The organism is Clostridium sp. (assembly GCF_051654825.1).
Taxonomy (GTDB): domain Bacteria; phylum Bacillota; class Clostridia; order Clostridiales; family Clostridiaceae; genus Clostridium.
The window spans coordinates 1-20,228 of the sequence record NZ_JBOFYU010000258.1; the positions used below are offsets into that span (position 1 = coordinate 1).

General features: G+C 29.1%; 20 protein-coding genes. 19 read left to right on the forward strand and 1 reads right to left on the reverse strand.

Annotated features, from left to right (window positions below):
* The 4 genes from murJ to ACRDBA_RS15700 form a co-directional block, all read left to right on the forward strand.
* A partial coding sequence (murJ, locus tag ACRDBA_RS15685; protein ID WP_438573865.1) for a murein biosynthesis integral membrane protein MurJ occupies positions 1 to 1,302 on the forward strand: 1,302 nt, incomplete at its 5' end.
* 18 nt (positions 1,303 to 1,320) lie between these two features.
* The gene (locus ACRDBA_RS15690; protein WP_438573866.1) at positions 1,321 to 2,592 is read left to right on the forward strand and encodes a glycosyl transferase group 1; all 1,272 of its coding nucleotides are present in this window, start codon (positions 1,321 to 1,323) and stop codon (positions 2,590 to 2,592) included.
* Positions 2,593 to 2,598: 6 nt separating this feature from the next.
* A complete protein-coding gene (locus ACRDBA_RS15695; RefSeq protein ID WP_438573867.1) occupies positions 2,599 to 3,753 on the forward strand; it encodes a glycosyltransferase in 1,155 nt (384 codons plus the stop codon).
* Positions 3,754 to 3,755: 2 nt separating this feature from the next.
* Complete coding sequence (locus tag ACRDBA_RS15700) at positions 3,756 to 4,397, forward strand: cyclodeaminase/cyclohydrolase family protein (protein ID WP_438573868.1); 642 nt, start codon at positions 3,756 to 3,758, stop codon at positions 4,395 to 4,397.
* 71 nt (positions 4,398 to 4,468) lie between these two features.
* Here ACRDBA_RS15700 and pdaA read toward each other — a convergent pair whose 3' ends face one another.
* Complete coding sequence (gene pdaA, locus ACRDBA_RS15705) at positions 4,469 to 5,254, reverse strand: delta-lactam-biosynthetic de-N-acetylase (RefSeq protein ID WP_438573869.1); 786 nt, start codon at positions 5,252 to 5,254, stop codon at positions 4,469 to 4,471.
* 181 nt (positions 5,255 to 5,435) lie between these two features.
* Between pdaA and ychF the strand changes: the two genes are divergently transcribed.
* From ychF to ACRDBA_RS15780, 15 genes are all read left to right on the forward strand, one after another.
* Positions 5,436 to 6,533, forward strand: a complete 1,098-nt coding sequence (ychF, locus tag ACRDBA_RS15710; protein ID WP_438573870.1) for a redox-regulated ATPase YchF — start codon at positions 5,436 to 5,438, stop codon at positions 6,531 to 6,533.
* Between the two features lie 333 nt (positions 6,534 to 6,866).
* Positions 6,867 to 7,295 carry a division/cell wall cluster transcriptional repressor MraZ gene (mraZ, locus tag ACRDBA_RS15715; protein ID WP_438573871.1) on the forward strand — a complete coding sequence of 143 codons (429 nt, stop codon included), beginning with the start codon at positions 6,867 to 6,869 and terminating at the stop codon, positions 7,293 to 7,295.
* Between the two features lie 12 nt (positions 7,296 to 7,307).
* Positions 7,308 to 8,240 (forward strand): 16S rRNA (cytosine(1402)-N(4))-methyltransferase RsmH, encoded by a 933-nt coding sequence (rsmH, locus tag ACRDBA_RS15720; RefSeq protein ID WP_438573872.1) that lies wholly within the window; start codon positions 7,308 to 7,310, stop codon positions 8,238 to 8,240.
* Between the two features lie 31 nt (positions 8,241 to 8,271).
* A complete protein-coding gene (locus tag ACRDBA_RS15725; protein ID WP_438573873.1) occupies positions 8,272 to 8,772 on the forward strand; it encodes a cell division protein FtsL in 501 nt (166 codons plus the stop codon).
* 45 nt (positions 8,773 to 8,817) lie between these two features.
* The gene (locus ACRDBA_RS15730; protein ID WP_438573874.1) at positions 8,818 to 11,013 is read left to right on the forward strand and encodes a stage V sporulation protein D; all 2,196 of its coding nucleotides are present in this window, start codon (positions 8,818 to 8,820) and stop codon (positions 11,011 to 11,013) included.
* A gap of 103 nt (positions 11,014 to 11,116) precedes the next feature.
* Entirely contained in the window at positions 11,117 to 12,559 is a 1,443-nt protein-coding gene (locus tag ACRDBA_RS15735; RefSeq protein WP_438573875.1) for a UDP-N-acetylmuramoyl-L-alanyl-D-glutamate--2,6-diaminopimelate ligase, read from the forward strand.
* 15 nt (positions 12,560 to 12,574) lie between these two features.
* A complete protein-coding gene (locus ACRDBA_RS15740) occupies positions 12,575 to 13,939 on the forward strand; it encodes a UDP-N-acetylmuramoyl-tripeptide--D-alanyl-D-alanine ligase (RefSeq protein ID WP_438573876.1) in 1,365 nt (454 codons plus the stop codon).
* A 34-nt stretch (positions 13,940 to 13,973) separates the two neighbouring features.
* On the forward strand, positions 13,974 to 14,948 hold the full coding sequence (gene mraY / locus ACRDBA_RS15745; protein ID WP_438573877.1) for a phospho-N-acetylmuramoyl-pentapeptide-transferase: 975 nt from the start codon (positions 13,974 to 13,976) through the stop codon (positions 14,946 to 14,948).
* Positions 14,949 to 14,970: 22 nt separating this feature from the next.
* Positions 14,971 to 16,089: a stage V sporulation protein E gene (gene spoVE, locus ACRDBA_RS15750; protein WP_438573878.1), complete on the forward strand. Its 1,119-nt coding sequence runs from the start codon at positions 14,971 to 14,973 to the stop codon at positions 16,087 to 16,089.
* A 212-nt stretch (positions 16,090 to 16,301) separates the two neighbouring features.
* Complete coding sequence (locus tag ACRDBA_RS15755) at positions 16,302 to 17,051, forward strand: cell division protein FtsQ/DivIB (RefSeq protein ID WP_438573879.1); 750 nt, start codon at positions 16,302 to 16,304, stop codon at positions 17,049 to 17,051.
* Positions 17,052 to 17,065: 14 nt separating this feature from the next.
* The gene (locus ACRDBA_RS15760; RefSeq protein WP_438573880.1) at positions 17,066 to 17,785 is read left to right on the forward strand and encodes a DUF881 domain-containing protein; all 720 of its coding nucleotides are present in this window, start codon (positions 17,066 to 17,068) and stop codon (positions 17,783 to 17,785) included.
* Positions 17,786 to 17,801: 16 nt separating this feature from the next.
* Positions 17,802 to 18,152 carry a small basic family protein gene (locus ACRDBA_RS15765; protein ID WP_438573881.1) on the forward strand — a complete coding sequence of 117 codons (351 nt, stop codon included), beginning with the start codon at positions 17,802 to 17,804 and terminating at the stop codon, positions 18,150 to 18,152.
* A complete protein-coding gene (locus ACRDBA_RS15770; protein ID WP_438573882.1) occupies positions 18,153 to 18,890 on the forward strand; it encodes a DUF881 domain-containing protein in 738 nt (245 codons plus the stop codon).
* Positions 18,891 to 18,967: 77 nt separating this feature from the next.
* Positions 18,968 to 19,639, forward strand: coding sequence for a YggS family pyridoxal phosphate-dependent enzyme (locus ACRDBA_RS15775; RefSeq protein ID WP_438573883.1), 672 nt, complete (start codon positions 18,968 to 18,970; stop codon positions 19,637 to 19,639).
* Positions 19,636 to 20,085 carry a cell division protein SepF gene (locus ACRDBA_RS15780; RefSeq protein WP_438573884.1) on the forward strand — a complete coding sequence of 150 codons (450 nt, stop codon included), beginning with the start codon at positions 19,636 to 19,638 and terminating at the stop codon, positions 20,083 to 20,085. The genes ACRDBA_RS15775 and ACRDBA_RS15780 overlap by 4 nt, the downstream gene beginning before the upstream one ends.
* Positions 20,086 to 20,228: the final 143 nt, after the last annotated feature.

The window sequence follows — 20,228 nt, forward strand, 5'->3', positions numbered from 1 at the left end:
AAAAAGGGCAAAGAGGAAATGTTTAAATTTTCTAATAATGTAGTTACAATTTTAGGTGTTATTTCTATTGCAGTTCTTACATTAGGGATGATATATACTGAAGAAGTTGTAAGGGTATTTGTTACTAATTTTCCGCCAGAACAAATGGCTGAAACAGTTTATTTAACAAGAATAAGTTTATTTAATATAATATTTTTATGTATTAATGCTTGTTTTGCTTCAATACTTCAAGTTTGTGAGGATTTTGTAATTCCGTCTATACTTGGGTTATTTTTCAACCTTCCTATAATAATTTACTTAATATTATTTAAGGATGTTTCTATTTTAGGGTTAACTATTGCAAATGTAATTGGGAATATATTTAGAGTTTTAGTTCAAATTCCATCATTATATAAGCAAGGATATGTATTTAAGCCTAGAATTAACTTTAAAGACGAAAGATTAAAAAAATTAGTTATATTAATAATACCAGTTATAATTGGAGCAGGAGCAAACTCATTAAATATGATTGTAGATAAAAATTTAGCTTCAGGATTAGGTACAGGAGCTATTGGTGCTTTAGATTATGCACAAAAGCTTATTATTTTTGCAAATACAGCAATAACTACTTCAATAGTATCAGTCATGTATCCACTTATGGCAAATAGATTAAATTCTGGAGATAAAAAAGGATTTTTAGAATATCTTTCAAAATCTATAGTTACTATATCAGTTTTTTTAATTCCTATAATGATGGCATTTATATTATTAGGAAGGGATTTAGTTACATTTATTTATGAAAGAGGAAAGTTTGATGAAACTGCTGTTACAATAACAACATTAGCATTTATAGGATATGCAGTGCAGCTTCCTTTTGCAGGAGTTAGAGATATATTAAATTCATCATTATTTTCTATGCAAAAAACTAGGCTTACTACAATAAATGGTGTAATTGGTGTTTTTGTTAACATTGCCCTTAGCATATTCTTATCAAAGAAAATAGGAATAATGGGGATAGCTATTTCAACTTCAATATCAGCTATAGTAACATCTGTATTATTATTTAATACTACTAGAAATTTAATTGGAGACTTTGATGTAAAGTCTATGTTACTTAAGCTTTTTAAAATTGTAATTGCTTCAACTATAATGATAGTTGGAATTTACTTTGTTAATAATATATTTACATTAAATAATATAATAATTAAACTTTTAATTGACTTTGTTATTGGAGTTATTTTATTTATTGTAATGTCACTTACATTAAAAATAGAAGAATTTAATGAAGCAGTAGGAATGCTTTTAAATAAAGTTAAAAAGTAACGATATTAGGAGGAAAAGATGAAAATATTATTTATTGCATGCTATTCACCGTTAATAAATAACTCTGCATCTATAGAAACACTTCAATATTTAAATAATTTAGCAAGAATTAATGGGAATGAAGTTCATTTATTAACTGTTAACTTCCCTAAAAACTCTGTTTATTATGATGAATATATTTTTAGTATGCTAGATAAAAGGGTGAAATTACATATTATTTCAGGTGGTAAGGTGTTTGAAAAAATAATGCCTAAGAAAAATAATAATGTAGAAGCAACAGGTAGTGATAAAGGGAAATCTAAAGGGATTTTAAGAGCTATTAAAGGTGCTATAGCTATCCCAGATATGTATCTGAATTGGGCATTAAAGGCTTCAAAGTATGGGATAAAGCTAATGGAAAAAGAAAACTTTGATGTTATGTTTTCAATGCATGAGCCACCATCAAGTCATATATGTGCTTATAGGATAAAAAATAAGTTTAAGTCTCTTCCATGGATAACTTATTGGAGTGATCCTTGGCTTAAAGATTCTACAAGAGAAGGTAGCTCTATAACTAGAAAATATATAGAAGGATCTTTAGAAAAGAAAGTTATATTAAACGCAGATAAGTTTATTTTTGTAACAAAGGCAAATAGAGATGACTATATTAAAAGCTATAATATAGCACAGGAAAAAACTTATTTAATTACTAGAGGTTATGAAAGAGAAGTATATGAAAATATTAAAAAAGAAGAAATTCCTAATTTAATTAAAAAGGATAAAATAAACTTAGTATATGCTGGAGAAATATTTTCAAAGCTAAGAGATGTAAGGCCTTTTATATCTGCTATTAAAAAAATTGAAGCTGAAAATAAGGATTTATACAATGAATTAAATATATTGTTTTTTGGTAATATAGATGATGAGGGTGCGAAGGAAGAATTAAAAGCTTTAAATGTAGTGAAGGTATCTAATAGAATACCTTATAATGAGGCTTTAGCTTATATGGTAAATAGCGATATACTTCTTTTATTTGGAAATAAAAATTCAAAGCAAATACCTGCTAAAATATATGATTACTATGGTTGTGATGGATATATATTAGTAATGCTTGGAGATGAAAAGGACCCTATCATTCAAGTTACTGAAGGAAGAGATAAATGTAGAGTAGTTTTAAATAAGGAAGATTCAATTAAAAATTCTATTTATGATTTAATCGAAAAGGTTGAAAAAGGAGAAAAATCTCATCCTATAGAAGAATATGAATGGGAAAACATCTCTAAAAAGCTAAATTTAATATTAAAGGAGTAAGGTAAAATGCATGTAATGTTTATACCATCATGGTATCATAACCCTAGAAATAAGGTTCATGGAAGCTTTTTTAAGGAACAGGCACTTGCTCTACAAAACAATGGCATTAAAGTAACAGTAGCATATAACGAAATTTGGCCATTAACCTTATTAGGAAAAATAGATGAGAAAAAGGGATTAAATATAGAAAATGAAGAGGGATTAAATACTTATAGATATAAGGGGTTTAACTTTATACCAAAGCATCCTTTAATGTTTAAAAGCTTTAATAAAAGAATGGAAAAGTTATATAAGGAAATTGTGAAAAAAGAAGGTCAAGTAGATATTATACATGCACAATCTTCATTGTGGGGTGGGATAAGTGCAGCTTATATATCTAAAAAGTATAATATCCCTTTAATTATAACAGAACATTCTTCCTTAGAACGAAGTGTATATTTAAAAGAAAGCTATAAGCCTTTAATAAAAGATTCTTATAACATAGCAGATGAATTAATAGTTGTAGGAAATGGATTAAAAGAAGAAATAGAAAGATTTTCAGGAAGAAGTGACATTAAGGTTATTCATAATTTAATCAATCTAGATATGTTTAAATCTAAAGGGAAAAAAGAGAAAGAAATTTTCCAATTCTTTTCTTTAGCATTTCTTGAAGGTGAAAAAGGAATGGATACTCTAATTAAGTCATTTTCAAAGGGCTTTAAAGGAAAGGATGCCGTTTTAAAAATAGGCGGGGATGGAAGCCAAAAGGATTCATTAATAAATCTATGTAAAGATTTAGGTATAGAAAATCAAGTTGAATTTTTAGGTGCTTTATCTAGAGAGAAAGTAGTAGAGGAAATGAGTAATTGTAATGTTTTCGTTTTAGCATCAAGATATGAAACCTTTGGTGTAGTTTATATAGAAGCATTAGCATCTGGAAAGCCCGTTATAGGTACTTTTAATGGGGGTGCAGAAGACATTATAAGAGAAAATAATGGAATTTTGGTTAATGTTGATGCAGAAGAGGAATTAAAAGATGCTATGATTTATTTAAAAGAAAATATAAATAAATATTCTTCTGATGAAATTAGAAAAGAATGTGAAGAAAGATTTTGTGAAGAAAAGATAGTAAAAGAAATAGTTGAAGTTTATAATTTAGTTTTAAATAAACGAAGGGGGTAAATATGTTATTTAAAGAATACTCAGTAAATCAATTTTTAGATGAGCTTTCATCAGATGCACCATCACCAGGAGGTGGAAGTACAGCAGCTTTAGTTGCAGCTTTAGCAGGAAGTCTAAACTCTATGGTGTATTCATTAACAGTAGGTAAGAAGTCTTTTGAAGCTTTAAGTCATGAGGAAAAGGAAAAATTATTAACTTTTAAAGAAGAGTGTAATAAGTTTATTAAAGAATGCCAAAGCTTTATGGAAAAAGATAGAGAAGATTTTATAACATTAATGGCATCATATAAATTACCTAAGGAAACAGAAGATGAAAAAGCTGAAAGATCAAAGGTAATAAATGAAAATACAATTAATGCTATGAATACTCCATTAGATATTGCAAAGAAATCATTAGGTTTTTATGAAAACATTACTTTTGCAGTTAAGTATGGAAATAAAAACTTAGCATCAGATGCTGGTGTGGCTGCAATATTGCTTAATTCAGCAATAGAAAGTGCAATAATGAATGTTAGAGTTAACCTTAATTTTTTAAGAAAAGAAGATTTCTTTAATGAAGTAGAAAATAAATGTCAAGAAATAGTTTCAAAATCAGTACTAGAAAAAGAAAAGCTAGTTAAGGATGTTTATAAAATTATATATTAATAAATAGAAGGAGATTCTGATTTGAATCTCCTTCTATTTTAGGTTAGTAAAAAAATAATGAATAACCTATTTTAATTAGGTAACTCTTCTAGGGACTTAAATTCATAACCTTCAGCCTTTAATTTTTGTATTACATTTTTTAAGACCTTAACATTTGTATTAGATACTGCATGTAAAAGCATTATAGAACCATTATGTGCTCCCTTAGTAATCTTATTTATAGCAGCTTCTTCTGATGGTTGATTATCAACTAACCAATCTTTATAAGCAAAGCTCCAAAAAATTGTTTTATAGCCTAAGTCTTGTGTTTTCTTTAATGAATTTTTAGAGTATTTTCCCATAGGTGGTCTAAAGAATTTAGGCATATCACTTCCTATAATTGCTTTATATTCTTCTTCAACCTCAGAAAATTCCTTGTTAAATTTTTCAGTGTCTGTTATTGATGCCATAGAAGGATGGTGAGAAGTATGATTACAAACTAAATGACCCTCATCTACCATTCTTTTTACAATATCAGGATAGTCTTTTACATAAGGTTTTACAACAAAAAATGCTGCAGGAACTTGCTCCTCTTTCAAAATATCAAGGATTTTAGGTGTATTACCATTTTCATACCCTTCATCAAAGGTTAAGTATAAAACCTTGCTATTTGTATCCCCTACATAATAAGCTCCAAGTTCTTTAAAGAATCCTTCTGATTCTTTTGGGCATTCAGGAATTTTCCCATCATATCTATTAACAAAATACCAATTTAATTCAGCATCATCAGATACTACTGCATTTATTGATGTGCTAAAGGAAAGTGTTAATAAAATACAACTTAATAGAAAAGAAATAATTACTTTAAATTTTTTCATTAGTATACCTCCTTTATTATCTATATGCTTATTATTTACAAAAAATATAAGTCTAAACATGGCATTTGAAAGAATTAATTGTATTAATTGGTGATTATTAATATCTTTCTATGTTGAAATAATTACTTTTGTAGAGTATAATTTTAAAGACATGATTAAGAGAAGAAAGGAATGTACATAGATGAATTTAGGAATCGTAGGACTACCAAACGTAGGTAAAAGTACTTTATTTAATGCAATTACACAAGCAGGAGCAGAATCAGCTAACTACCCATTTTGTACTATAGAACCAAATGTAGGTGTAGTAAGTGTGCCAGATAAAAGATTAGATGTTTTAGAGAAAATGTATGGAACTAAAAGAAAAGTTTATACTTCTGTTGAATTTACTGATATAGCAGGTTTAGTTAAAGGAGCTTCTAAAGGTGAAGGTTTAGGAAATAAATTCTTATCACACATAAGAGAAGTTTCAGCTATAGTTCATGCTGTAAGATGTTTTGAAGATGAAAATGTTGTTCACGTTGAAGGATCAGTAGATCCTATAAGAGATATTGAAACAATAAATCTTGAGTTAATTTTTGCAGACTTAGAAGTTATAGAAAGAAGACTTGAAAGAGGATTAAAAGCTGTAAGATCTGGAGATAAGGCTGCTAAGAAAGAATATGAAGTAATGGAAAGAGTTAAGGAACATTTAGAAAAAAATCTTCCTATAAGAACTATGGAAATTGCTGATGATGAAGAAGAAATAATCAAAGGGTTATTTATGATAACATCTAAGCCTGTTTTATATTCATGTAATATTTCAGAAGATGATATGATGGCTGGAAATACTAATAATGAATATGTTCAAAAGGTTAAAGCTTATGCTGAAGATGAAAATTCAGAAGTTGTAGTAGTTTGTGCTAAACTTGAAGAAGAATTATCAGGACTTGAAGAAGATGAAAAAGCTGAAATGCTATCAGAATATGGTTTAACAGAATCAGGATTAGATAAATTAATAAGAGCTAGTTATAAATTATTAGGTCTTATGAGTTACTTAACTGCTGGAGTTCAAGAAGTTAGAGCTTGGACAATAAAGCAAGGAACAAAAGCTCCTGCAGCTGCTGGAAAAATTCACTCAGATATAGAAAGAGGATTTATTAGAGCTGAAGTGGTTGGATATGATGATTTAGTTGCATGTGGTTCAGAAGCAGCAGCTAAAGAAAAAGGTCTTTACAGATTAGAAGGTAAAGAATATATAATGAAAGATGGAGATGTTGTAAACTTTAGATTTAATGTTTAATAACTCTCTTAAGAGACTAGGATTTTATTTATATAAGGTTCTAGTCTTTTTATTATTTTATGAAATTATTATAAATTAAAATATATGGATAACTTTTGGAAAGAAGTAAAATTCATGGTTCACTGTATAGAATTTTATATTTTAAATTTTAAAAGCATAATATTTACCAAATAATAGATAATTAAAATAAAAAACCAATTATTATGTAAAATATTTTTTCATAATACATAAATAGAACTTGAAGATTTATACTAAATTTTATACAATATATAGTATAAAGTGGTTAGAAGTGGTTAAAAGTGGTTGAGATTTTAAGTATAGGTAGGGGATAATATGTTTATTGGAGAATATCAACATGCAATTGATGGTAAAAATAGAATAATTGTACCTACTAAGCTTAGAGATGAGCTAGGAAATAAATTTGTTTTAACTAAAGGATTAGATGGTTGTTTATATGCATACCCAAAATCAGAATGGGCAATGCTTGAAGAAAAGTTAAAGTCCTTACCACTAACCGATAAAAATGCACGAGCTTTTGTAAGATTTTTTTTCTCGGGTGCAAGTGAAATCGAAGTAGATAAGCAATGGAGAGGTTTAATTCCTCAAAATTTAAAGGAATATGCATGCATTGAAAAGGAAATAGTAAGTATAGGAGTATTAACAAGAGTAGAAATTTGGAGCAAAGAAAAATGGGAACAGTACAATGAATCAGATATTGATTATGATTTAATTGCTACAAAAATGATTGATTTAGGAATATAAGGAGTAATAATTATGGAATTTAAACATGTTTCAGTACTTTTAAATGAGTGCATAGAGGGATTAAATATCAAAGAAGACGGAATATATGTAGATGGTACCTTAGGTGGTGCTGGTCATTCATCTCATATAGTTAAAAGACTTTCAAAAGAAGGTAGATTAATTGGTATAGACCAAGATAAGGATGCCTTAAAAGCAGCAGGAGAAAGGTTAAAGGAGTATGACAACGTAACATTTGTTCATAGTAACTTCTACGATATCGATAATGTGTTAACTAATCTTGATATTGAAAAAATTGATGGTATGTTAATGGATTTAGGAGTTTCATCTTATCAGCTTGATGAAGGTGAGCGTGGATTTAGTTATATGAAAGATGCTCCTTTAGATATGAGAATGAATAGAGAAAATTCACTATCTGCTTATGAAGTAGTAAATGATTATGAGGAAGAGGAACTTTACAGAATAATTAGGGATTATGGTGAAGAAAAGTTTGCTAAGAGAATTGCTAAGTTTATAGTAGAAAGAAGAGCTGAAAAGCCAATTGAAACTACTTTAGAATTAGTTGATTTAATAAAAGATGCAATTCCAGCAAAAGCGAGAAGAGAAGGGCCACATCCAGCAAAAAGAACTTTCCAAGCAATAAGAATAGAAGTTAATAGTGAACTTTCAATTTTAAATAAAACTATTGAAGATGGTATTAAAAGATTAAACAAAGGTGGAAGAATGGCAATAATTACATTCCATTCACTAGAAGATAGAATAGTAAAAATTAAATTTAAAGAATTAGCTACTGCTTGTACATGTCCAAAGCAATTCCCAATATGTGTATGTGGAGGAAAGGCAGAAGTAAAACTTGTTAGTAGAAAAGCTATAGATCCAAGTAAAGAAGAGGTTGAAGAAAATCCAAGAAGTAGAAGTGCTAAGTTAAGGGTAGTAGAAAAACTTTAATTTAGTAAAATGTGTGGGGAGATGTAATAAAATGGTGGAAAGAGAATATGATTATATAAGAGGTAATACAGCTGTTAAACCAAAGAGAAAATATGAAGAAGTTAAAGAAAAGAATAAAGTAATTGATGAAGAAAAGAAATTAAGAGAAAAGAAAAGACGTCTTTCAGAACTTAACAGCAGAAGAACAAAGGGTGTACTACAGGTTGCTTCAGTAATCTTTCTTCTTGGTGTAGCAACAATTGCAAGAGATGGAAAGATATATGGAATGCAAGATAGCTTAACAAAAATTAAGACAGATATTAAATCTGAAATTGCAGTAGGGGAAGCTTTAAGAGTAGACCTACTTAAGTATTCATCCCTTAATGATATAAGAGCTAATGCTGAAGGAAAACTAGAAATGAAGTTACCAGATAAAACTGCTACAGTAGATGTTGATGTAACAAAAGATTACTTTGCAAATGCAAGAGGGGAAGTGGAACAAAAAAAAGAAAGCAAAAATATTTTTTCTAAGCTTATGGATGCGCTAAATTAGTAGCTGTGTTCTACATATTTTTGTTTATTATATGGGGGAATGAAGGTGAATAAAAAAAAATATAGGGACAAGGCTCTTATGAAAAAGAGAATGTCCTTAGCACTTGGTGGCCTAACTTTAATGTTTGCAATATTAATGATTAGGCTATCCTATATAATGATAGTAAAAAGAGCTGATTATGCAGCTCGAGCAGAAGAACAATGGACTAGTGAAGTAAAAATTGATGCACGTAGAGGAAGAATATTAGATAGAAATGGAGTTGAATTAGCTGTATCTGCAAATGTTTATAGAGTAGATTTTGACTTAAATTCTATTAGGTCACATTTAAAGAAGGAAAATAAGACTAATGAGGATATTGCACCTAAAATAGCAGAAGCTTTAGGTATGGACGTAGAAAAGGTTCTTAAAAAGTTAAGAACAAAATTACCAAGTGGTGCTGATGCAGGTTCTGCAACCTTAGTTAGAAGAATCGAAAAAGAGGCAGCAGATAAAGTTAAGGATTTAAATATTCAAGGTGTTATAGTTTCACCTGACACCAAAAGATATTATCCAAATGGAAATTTCTTAGCGCATGTTTTAGGAAGTACAAATATTGATGGACAAGGTTTAACAGGGGTTGAGCTTCAGTATAATGAATATTTAGCTGGTGTTCCAGGACTTAGGATTTCAGAGTTAGATAAGTATAATGATGAATTACCTTATACTATATCTAAGTTTACTCCACCTGTTGATGGAAAAGATGTAATGTTAACAATAGATGAAAGACTACAAGCTTTAGCAGAGAAAGTCGCAGAAATAGGGCTTAAGGATAATTTAGCAAAGCAATTATCAATAATTATAATGGATCCTAATAATGGAGAAATATTAGCTATGGTAAATAAGCCTGATTTTAATCCGAATGAGCCTTATGTAGGAGCTGAAGGATTTGAAGGAGCAACTGAAGGTGACAAACTTCAAAAGATGTGGAGAAATCATTTAGTTAATGATACATTTGAACCAGGATCTATATTTAAGGTTGTTACAATGATTGCAAATATGGAAGAGGGATTAGTTAAGGAAAGTGATACCTTTACTTGTAATGGTAGTTTAAAAATAGGACCTCATACAATTAAGTGTTGGAAAACATCAGGACATGGAACTCAAATATTACCTGAAATACTTCAAAACTCATGTAACGTAGGGTTTATGGAAATAGGTAAAAGATTAGGGCCAGAAAAGTTAAATGAATATATTAAAAAATTAGGATTTGGTAAAGTAAGTGGCGTAGATTTACCAGGGGAAGCAAAGGGAATAGTAAAGAAAACACAAGATATAACAGAAGCTGACCTTGCAACAATTTCCTTTGGTCAAACAAATACAGTAAATGCTATTCAATATATGACAGCCTTTAATGCCATTGTAAATGGAGGAACTCTTATACAGCCTCATATAATGAAGGAAGTATCACATATTGATGAATATGGTGCAAAAGTAGTAGATGAAGCATTTACGCCAGCTACAAAAAGAGTATTAAGTGAAGAAAATACAGCTACCCTTAGGGATTACTTAGAAAGAACTACAACACAAGGTGGTTCAAGTAAGGCTTATGTTGAGGGATATAGGATAGGCGCTAAAACAGGAACAGCTCAAAAGGTAAATCCAAATGGTGGAGGATATGAACATGGTAAGTATATTTCATCACTAGCAGGATTTGCACCAGCAGATAATCCGAAGTTATCGGTATTTATTTCTATGGATGAACCAGGAACTGGAGTTTATTATGCAGGTCAAGTTGTTGCACCACTTGGAAACATGCTGTTTACAGATATATTTAACTATATGGACTTAGAATTTTCTAAGGATAACATTGATAGCATTGTAAAAGATGTTATAATTCCAGAAGTTAGAGGTTTAGACATAGAAGAGGGAAAGAAAATATTAAAAGATAATAATATTGAGTATAATATTGAAGGAAATGGGACTATAATAACAGGTATAAAACCATATCCAGGGTATGCAATTAAGGAAGGAAGTAAGATAAATCTTTACACAGATAACTCAGGGTCTTATAATAAGAATGTTGTTATGCCAGATTTAGCTGGATATTCTATGGAATCAGCAACAAATTTATTAACTAGTTTAGGAATTAACTTTACTATTGAAGGTGAAGGAGCTGTTACTAAGCAAAGCATTCCTAAAGGAGAACTAATTAGTAAAGGCACAGAAGTAAAGATTGTGCTTAATGCAGAGTATGGGGATTAATTAAAGATTTCCCTTTTATTTAGCATGTGGGTGCCTCACATGCTAAATTTTTTATACAAAGGATATATTAGTGTAAGAGGTATTAAATTAAGGAGATGATAAGATGAAGTTACTAGAATTATTAAATGGAGTTGAATATGAAGTATTACAAGGTGGTTTAGATAAAGAAGTAAACCATATTCAATATGATAGTAGAAAAATTGTTGAAGGAGATATGTTTGTTTGCTTAAAGGGATTTGAAGTAGATGGACATAATTATGTTAATAAAGCCATTGAACAAGGAGCTACAGTAATTTTATGTGAGAATGATGTACAAATAGATAAAGAAGGTATTACAGTAGTAAAATCTATTGAAGGAAGAAAAGCACTTGCCTTAATGTCTGCAAACTATTATGGAAACCCTGCAAAAAAATTAAAGCTTATAGGTGTAACTGGAACTAATGGTAAAACAACTAATGTTTATATGCTTAAGGCCGTTTTAGAAAAGGCAGGAAAAAAAGTAGGATTAGTTGGAACAATTGCAAATTATATTGGAGATGAAGAAATAAAGTCTGAAAGAACAACTCCAGAATCATTAGAATTACAAAAATTATTTAAAGATATGGTTGATAAAGAATGTGAATACTGTGTTATGGAAGTGTCATCACATTCATTAGATTTAGATAGAGTATATGGATGTAATTTTGAAGTGGGAATATTTACAAACTTAACAAGAGATCATTTAGATTTCCATAAAACTTTTGATAATTACTATAATGCTAAATTTAAATTATTTGAAAGAAGTAAAACATCAGTGATAAATGTTGATGATAATTATGGATACAGAGTATTAAATGATGCAAAAAATGTAGATACAACTAGCATAGTAACTTATTCAATAAAAAATGAAAGTGATGTAAAAGCTACAAATATTGAAATTAAAAATGGTAATATACATTTTGATGTAAATGGAACTGTTTATAATTCAATTTTACCTGGGGAGTATAACATATATAATGCTTTAGGCGTTATTGGTGCTATGAAATCTCTTAATATTTCAGATGAAAGCATTAAAGAGGGTCTATTAAATGTAGTAGTTCCTGGAAGATGTGAGAGAATAGGAAATAAATATGATATTCCATATGAAATAATAATAGATTTTGCTCATACTCCAGATGGTTTAAAAAATATACTTGAAACTTTAAAAGGCTTTACTAAAAATAGATTAATTGCAGTTTATGGTTGTGGTGGAGATAGAGATAAGGTTAAAAGATTAGAAATGGGAAGAGTAGGAACTGAAATAGCTGACCTTGCTATTATTACTTCTGATAATCCAAGAAGTGAAGACAAAATGGCTATAATTAAGGAAATTCTATGTGGTGTAGAAAAAACTAATTATTTAGCTATTACAGATAGAATTGAAGCTATTAAAATGGCTTTAGACATGGCTGAAGAGGGAGATGTAGTTGTCTTAGCAGGAAAGGGCCATGAAACTTATCAAATAACTGAAAATGGGTATGAACATTTTGATGAGAGAGAAGTTGTAGAAAACATATTAAGAAAATAATCAGAGGTGATTTTAGTGGAATTAACTTTTTTAGAGTTGCTAGAAGGTTTAAATGGCGATGTCTTAATAGAAAAGGAAGATAAAACCTTTAATAATGTATCAATAGATACGAGAAAAATAGAAAAAGATAATATATTTTTTGCTATAAAGGGTGAAAACTTTAATGGAAATAATTATATAAAGGAAGCTTTTGAAAAAGGAGCTTCAATAGCAATTATTGATGAAGTTACATGTAACTTAGAGGAGCTTTCAGGTAAAGGAACTATAATTAAAGTAAATAATACTGATGAGGCTTTATTAAGATTAGCTAATTATTATAGAAATAAATTAAATATCAAGGTAATTGGAGTTACAGGATCTTGTGGAAAAACATCAAGCAAGGATTTAATTGCTGCTTTTTTAAGTAAGAAATATAAAGTCTTTAAAACAAAGGGTAATTTTAATAATCAAATAGGATTACCACTTATGATATTTGAGTTAAATAGCAGTTATGATGTGGCTGTTTTAGAAATGGGAATGAGTGATTTAGGTGAGATTCATGTATTAGCTGAAGCTGCACGTCCAGATTATGCAATAATAACTAATATAGGTTTATCTCATATTGAAAATTTAAAAACGCAAGAAAATATTTTAAAAGCTAAAATGGAAATAGTAGATTTCCTTACTGAAAATAATGAGCTAATAGTAAATGCAGAAGATAGCTATTTAAAAAACATTATTAGTGAAAGTTTTAAAGTTTCAAAAATTGGGTATAATCATGAATATGATGTATATGCTTCTAATATTATATTAGGAGAAGAATTTATAAAGTTCACAGCACATATTCAAAATGAAAGTTATGAATTTACTTTACCAATGGCTGGAAAGCATAATGTACTTAATTCTATGCTAGCTATAAAAGTATGTAATTCCTTAGGTGTATCTTTAAAAGAAATGAGCGAAGGTATTACAAATTTAGAAGCTACATCAATGAGATTACAAGTAATAAAAAAAGAAAAGATTACTTTAATTAACGATTGTTATAATGCTAGTCCAGATTCAATGAAATCTTCATTAGATGTATTAAGCACTTATGAAAAAGGACGTAAAGTAGCTATTTTAGGAACAATGAATGAACTAGGTGATAAAGCTATAGAAGCACATACGCTAGTAGGAGAATATGCAAGAGACAAAGTGGATTTACTTGTTGTGGTAGGATCTTATATAAAACAATTTGAAGAAGGCTTTAATAGTAAAAATATTAAAAAATATAATACAAAAGAAGAATTTATTGCTGATGCACAAAATGTAATTAAAGAAAATGATATAGTGCTTATAAAGGCTTCAAGAGGATTGAAGTTTGAGGAAATAGTTAGTTCCTTAGAGAAGATATCAGTATAACGAAGGAGGTGAACTGCCGTTTTGGCAGTAAATAATGGGGGATAATTTTATAGATTTAATAACATCAAATCTAGCTATTGCATTAATTTTAGGATTTGTTATAGCTTTAGTACTGGGACCGATAGCGATACCTGCTTTAAGAAGGTTAAAGTTTGGTCAAAATATTAGAAAAGAAGGGCCACAAAGTCATTTAAAGAAGGCCGGAACTCCAACAATGGGAGGAGTAATTTTTATTATATCAACAATTATTGTTATGATTGTAATGAGATATAACCCTACGGATGAAGCAATGATTGCATTATATAGCTTTATTGCTTTTGGTGTTATAGGATTTTTAGATGATATTTTAAAAATTATTAAAAAGGATAATGAAGGGTTAAAATCTTGGCAAAAGATGGCCTTACTTGTGTTATTCTCAAGTGCAATAGCCATTTACGGGTATGTTAACTTAGGTACTAATTTAAAAATACCTTTTATAGGAACTGAAATACCTTTAGGAATATTATATATTCCATTTGTTATTGTATATTATGCAGCTGCAACAAATGCAGTAAATTTAACTGATGGATTAGATGGTTTAGCTTCAACAGTAACTGTTTTAGTTTTAACTTTCTTTGCAGTAGTTGCATTTATTATGAAGCAAGAATCTATTGCAGTATTTTCAATAGCTTTAGCAGGGGGAGTCCTAGGGTTCTTAAAATATAATTCCTATCCTGCAAGGGTATTTATGGGAGATACAGGTTCACTAGCTTTAGGTGGAGCAATTGCAACTATTGCATTAGTATTAGAATTACCGCTTTTAGTAATTATAGTAGGTGGTATTTATGTTATTGAAGCTTTATCAGTAATTTTACAAGTTGGTTCATATAAGTTAAGAGGGAAAAGAATATTTAAAATGGCACCAATTCATCATCATTTTGAACAAGAAGGATGGAGTGAAACAAAAATTGTTACTATCTTCTCATTAATAACATTAGTTTTATGTTTAATTGGATTCCTAGCTATTTAAGTATTTAATTGGAGGAGTTTATATGAGACAAAAAAAGCCCAAAGTTAAAATGGGTGAAATTGACTATGGTATATTTTATGCTGTGTTACTTCTTTTAGCAGTAGGAGTAGTTATGGTATATTCTGCAAGTTCATATTATGCAATGTTTAAAGAAGGAGACAGTATGTTTTACCTTAAAAGACAAATAATATGGGCAACACTTGGGTTATTATCAATGGTATTTATGATGTCAGTTGACTATCATAAAATAAGAAAGTTTACACCAACAGTATTAGTTATAACGGTAGTATGTCTTTTAGCAGTATTTTTATTTCCAGCTGTAAATGGAGCAAGAAGATGGATTCAACTAGGGCCATTATCATTTCAGCCTTCGGAGCTTGCTAAGTATGTAGTTGTAATGTTCCTTGCAATGAGTATAGATGTTAAAGGTGATGGTATAAAGAAGTTCTCAACAGGGATTTTACCTTACTTATGCTTTTCAGCAATTTTTGCTGGATTAATTTTAGCAGAAAAGAACTTAAGTATTGCATCTATAATAATGATTGTTACTTTTATTTTACTTTTTGTAGGTGGTGGACGAATAAGAGATTTATTTGGGAAAATAGCACCTGCATTAGCTGGATTAGTAGTTGTTTTCATATTTATTGAGCCGTATAGAGTTGCAAGATTATTTAACTTTACAGATCCTTGGAAGGATGCAGCAGGAGACGGATATCAGTTAATCCAATCTTTTTATGCTTTAGGTGCTGGAGGAATAACTGGATTAGGTCTTGGGCAGTCAAGACAAAAAACATTGTATATGCCAGAACCACATAATGACTTTATTTTCTCTATCATAGGAGAAGAATTAGGGTTAATCGGTTGTTTATGTATAATGGGATTATTCGTATTCTTTATTTGGAGAGGAATAAGAGTTGCAATGAAGGCTTGTGATGTTTATGGAACATTATTAGCAGTTGGAATAACATCAATTATAGCTGTTCAAGCAATAATTAATATAGCTGTTGTTACTGGTTCTATGCCAGTTACAGGAGTACCAATGCCCTTTATTAGTTATGGGGGGACGTCGCTTGTAATCAATATGATGGCTATGGGGATACTTTTAAACATATCAAGGCAGATAAAAGGGAAAAAAGCATAGTTTAATTAAATAGCTTAAATAGTAAAGTTATAGTTTGAAAATAAGATTTTAAACTATAGCTTTATTTTTTTATATATAACTTTAAGATTTCTAATTAAAGTTTATAAAAAAATTAATTAAAAGCGTATTAAATTAGGAATATATGATGAAAATTTATTAGGAAAGTGGTATTATTAAAATAATTGATATTACACAGTAAAAGTAGGAGAGATATGAGTAAAAAAGCAAACGAATTTATAAACAAAAGAAAGAGAAAAAAAGCATTAAAAAGATTAAGCTTTGCCAGTTTTATTATAATAATAGGTATATTTATTTTTATATATAAGGCACCTATATTTAATATCAAAAACATTTCATTTTCTGGCATTATCACATTAAATGAGGAAGAACTTAAAAACTCTTTAAATGCTTATAAGGGCAAAAATATATTTACAGTAAATTATAAAGATATAGAAAATGTGATTTTAAAAAATCCATATATTAATGAAGTGAGCATAAAGAAAAATGGAATAAATGAATTAAGCGTAAAAATAAAAGAAAATGAAATAGCATTTTATATAGATGGTGAAGAAGAAGATAAAATAGTTAACAACAATATGATTTTAGTAGAAAAGGTTAATAGTGTTGAAGGAAGAGCTCTTATAAAACTGATTGGAATTGAAGAAAATAACAAAGGTGTAGGAGAAAAAGTAAGTGATAATGAATATATAGAAAAAATATTAAAAGATTTTTATCCAATTATTGAAGAAATGCCTACTGAACATAAATTTCAATTTTTAGATGTAAGTGATATAACGAATGTTAAAGCACAAATTGGAGAAGTTAAAATATTTTTTGGTGATACTGAAAATTTAATAGATAAAATGAATGTTGTTTTAAATGCAATAGATCAAGGCGTTATAACAAAGGGATATATAGATTTAAGTTTCGATGGACCAGCAGTAATAAAACAAGAACAGTAATAAGGAGGGATAACATGAAGAGAACTACATCGCAAATAGTTGTATCAGTAGTATGTGCTTTGTTAGGATTTTTATTAGCTTATCAATTTAAGCTATTATACAACAAAGATAAAACTAATTTAAATATTCAAAATTCTAATGTAATAGCAGAAATAGATAGTTTGAAAAAAGAAAAAGAAGCTTTAGTAAAATCTAACACTGCCTTATCTGAAGAATTAAAAGCATTAGAGGATGCAGCAGCTAAAGAAGGTGAAGTTGAAGCAGAAATAAAAAAGCAATTAGACAGTTCAAGAATGCATTTAGGATTAGTTGATGTTAAAGGACCTGGAATAACAATTACAATTACTCCTAAGACAAATATATTTGGTTCTAATGCAAATGACGTTTCAAGAGATATTAGTGAGAATGAGCTTGTTCATATAGTAAACTTTTTATGGTATGCAAGAGCTGAAGCTATATCAATAAATGACTTTAGAATTACTCCTCAAACAGGAATAAAAAATTCTGGAAATTATATATGGGTAGGATTATCAGGTAAAATTGATCCAAAGGATAAAATAGAAATTAAAGCAGTTGGGGATAAGGATAATTTAAATACTGCAGCTACATTTCCAGGATCACTTGATTATGGTGCACTTCAAAATTATACGAGCGAAATTAAGCTTAGTGATGAAATTATAATAAATAAAAGTAAACAATCATTAAAAACTGAGTATATAAAGCCGGTTAAATAGTGAGAGGAGGGAAACAATGATTGCGTTTATAGGACTTTTAATAGGTATTTTAGCAGGTTTAACATTAGATGTAAATTTGCCAAGTAGTTTTTCTCCATATATGTCAGTAGCTATATTAGCTTGTTTAGATTCGGTTTTTGGAGCAATGAGAGCTTCTTTATCAAAGAATTTCCAAGCAGATATTTTTATTTCGGGTTTCTTTGGAAATGCTGTTTTGGCAGCAGGACTTGCATATCTTGGTGATAAGCTTGGAATTCCAATTTATATTGCAGCAGTTGTAGTGTTTGGCGGAAGAATATTTGACAACTTTGCTGTTATTAGAAGATTAGTTATTGAAAAAGCAAGAAGTAGAAAAAGAGGTGAGTAGATGAAGGATAAAACAGGAAAGGCTTTAGCATTTCTAGCTTCATCTGCAATTGGATTTTTAATAGTAAATAATATAAATCTAGAAAAACTTCAAACTTCATTTCAACTAAATGCAGTTGAATATCAAAAGGCTATTGAAGAAAGAAATAAGCTTTATAAAGAAATTGAGTTTACACAAGAAGAAAATGATATGCTTAGAGATAAAATAGACAGCTATGATGATAATGATGATGCAAAACAAGAAAAGTTAATTGAGGATATGAAAAATCAAGTAAAAGATTATGGTACTTTAATAGGTCAAAGTGAAGTAAAGGGACCAGGATTAGTTATAAAGGTTAATGATGGAGATATTAATAGAAAGGAAGATACTCCATTTGAAACTTGGAGAAAAATTTTTCATGATAATGATATGGCATTTCTTTTAAATGACATACGTAATGCAGGTGCAGAAGCCATTGCAGTGAATAATCATAGAGTGTTACCTTATACGGGGGTAGAGTGTGGATGGGCATTTATTTTATTTGAAGATGAGTCAACAGAAGCAGCTCCATTTTATATTTATATGATTGGTGATCCAGAGCAAATGAAAAGTTATCTTTTAGCAGAAGGAAGTTATCTTCAAAATCTTATACTTAGAAAGCTAAATGTTGAAATTGAAGTTAAGGACGAAATAGTAATTCCAAGTACCCTTCAAAATACGGATGTGAAATTTATGCAGAGGTATGAAGGAGAACAATAATTAAATAATATAAAAAGGGAAAAATATTTTTTTGTAGAATATTTAATAGTGTGTAGTAATTTTGATAGGAGGATGTTATGGGAATAGAAGACAATATAAATTTTATATTAAAAAACATTCCAAAGGATGTAACACTCTTAGCTGTTTCAAAAACTAAACCTTTAGAGGATTTAGAGGAAGCTTATAGGCTTGGGATACGTGATTTTGGAGAAAATAAAGTACAAGAAATGATTTTAAAGGAAGAAAGCTTTCATAAAGATGCAAGGTGGCACTTAATAGGAAAACTACAAACAAATAAAGTTAAATACATTGTTGGGAAAGTATATTTAATACATTCATTATCAAGTATAAAGTTATTGAAAAAAATAGAATCTGAATTTGCAAAAAAGGAAGTAGTAGCAAATTTATTAATTCAAATTAATATTGGTAGAGAAGAAAGTAAAAGTGGAATTTTAGTTGAAGAGTTAGACGAATTAATAAATGCTATTGAAGATTGTAATTTTGTGAAAATTCATGGTATAATGTCAATTATTCCAAAGGGTAATGAAGAAGAAAATCGTTGTTACTTTAAGGAAATAAAAAAAATATATGATAAGATTTCAAAAAAACAATACAAAAATATATCTATGAAAGTTCTATCTATGGGAATGTCCAGTGATTATAAGATAGCTATTGAAGAAGGCTCTAATTTAATTAGAGTAGGTGAGGGTATATTTGGTAAAAGAAAAAGTCAGGGGGATTTAAAATGAGCAATATGTTTGGAAAGTTTAAAGAAATAATTGGAATGGGTGAGTATGAGGACGATTTTGATGAAATTGAAGAAATGGAATCAGAAGAAGAAGAAAGAGAAGAAATGGAGCCTATAATATCAAAACAAAAAGGAAATAAGGTCGTTAACATTCATTCTGCAGCTACTGCAAAGGTTATGGTTACAAAGCCAGCAGGATATGATGATGCAAGAGAAATTGCTGATGCAATTAAAGGAAGAAAAATTGTATTAGTTAATGCTTCATCTTTAGAAACTAAAACAGCACAAAGATTAGTAGATTTTATAAGTGGTTCATGCTATGTTTTAGGAGCAACTTTACAAGAAATAGAGCAAAGAGTATATTTATTATCACCTTCAAATGTTGAAGTGACAAATGAATTAAAAAATGAATTAAGTTCAAAAGCAATTTTTAATTGGAACAAATAGATAAAAGATAGACGACTGGTAATATGTCAAGATAAAAAATAAATAAAATTGGAAATTATCAAGTTTGTCTCATATAAAAAAGAGTAACATTAATAAACCTAACTATATTTCCAAAAAATTACTGGGAATATAGAGGTACTTGG

Excerpts from the sequence above, each read along its gene's own strand:
- ACRDBA_RS15690 (WP_438573866.1), top strand. The coding sequence starts at position 1,321 with ATGAAAATATTATTTATTGCATGCTATTCACCGTTAATAAATAACTCT.
- ACRDBA_RS15695 (WP_438573867.1), top strand. The coding sequence starts at position 2,599 with ATGCATGTAATGTTTATACCATCATGGTATCATAACCCTAGAAATAAG.
- ACRDBA_RS15700 (WP_438573868.1), top strand. The coding sequence starts at position 3,756 with ATGTTATTTAAAGAATACTCAGTAAATCAATTTTTAGATGAGCTTTCA.
- pdaA (WP_438573869.1), bottom strand. The coding sequence starts at position 5,254 with ATGAAAAAATTTAAAGTAATTATTTCTTTTCTATTAAGTTGTATTTTA.
- ychF (WP_438573870.1), top strand. The coding sequence starts at position 5,436 with ATGAATTTAGGAATCGTAGGACTACCAAACGTAGGTAAAAGTACTTTA.
- mraZ (WP_438573871.1), top strand. The coding sequence starts at position 6,867 with ATGTTTATTGGAGAATATCAACATGCAATTGATGGTAAAAATAGAATA.
- rsmH (WP_438573872.1), top strand. The coding sequence starts at position 7,308 with ATGGAATTTAAACATGTTTCAGTACTTTTAAATGAGTGCATAGAGGGA.
- ACRDBA_RS15725 (WP_438573873.1), top strand. The coding sequence starts at position 8,272 with ATGGTGGAAAGAGAATATGATTATATAAGAGGTAATACAGCTGTTAAA.
- ACRDBA_RS15735 (WP_438573875.1), top strand. The coding sequence starts at position 11,117 with ATGAAGTTACTAGAATTATTAAATGGAGTTGAATATGAAGTATTACAA.
- mraY (WP_438573877.1), top strand. The coding sequence starts at position 13,974 with ATGGGGGATAATTTTATAGATTTAATAACATCAAATCTAGCTATTGCA.
- spoVE (WP_438573878.1), top strand. The coding sequence starts at position 14,971 with ATGAGACAAAAAAAGCCCAAAGTTAAAATGGGTGAAATTGACTATGGT.
- ACRDBA_RS15755 (WP_438573879.1), top strand. The coding sequence starts at position 16,302 with ATGAGTAAAAAAGCAAACGAATTTATAAACAAAAGAAAGAGAAAAAAA.
- ACRDBA_RS15760 (WP_438573880.1), top strand. The coding sequence starts at position 17,066 with ATGAAGAGAACTACATCGCAAATAGTTGTATCAGTAGTATGTGCTTTG.
- ACRDBA_RS15765 (WP_438573881.1), top strand. The coding sequence starts at position 17,802 with ATGATTGCGTTTATAGGACTTTTAATAGGTATTTTAGCAGGTTTAACA.
- ACRDBA_RS15770 (WP_438573882.1), top strand. The coding sequence starts at position 18,153 with ATGAAGGATAAAACAGGAAAGGCTTTAGCATTTCTAGCTTCATCTGCA.
- ACRDBA_RS15775 (WP_438573883.1), top strand. The coding sequence starts at position 18,968 with ATGGGAATAGAAGACAATATAAATTTTATATTAAAAAACATTCCAAAG.
- ACRDBA_RS15780 (WP_438573884.1), top strand. The coding sequence starts at position 19,636 with ATGAGCAATATGTTTGGAAAGTTTAAAGAAATAATTGGAATGGGTGAG.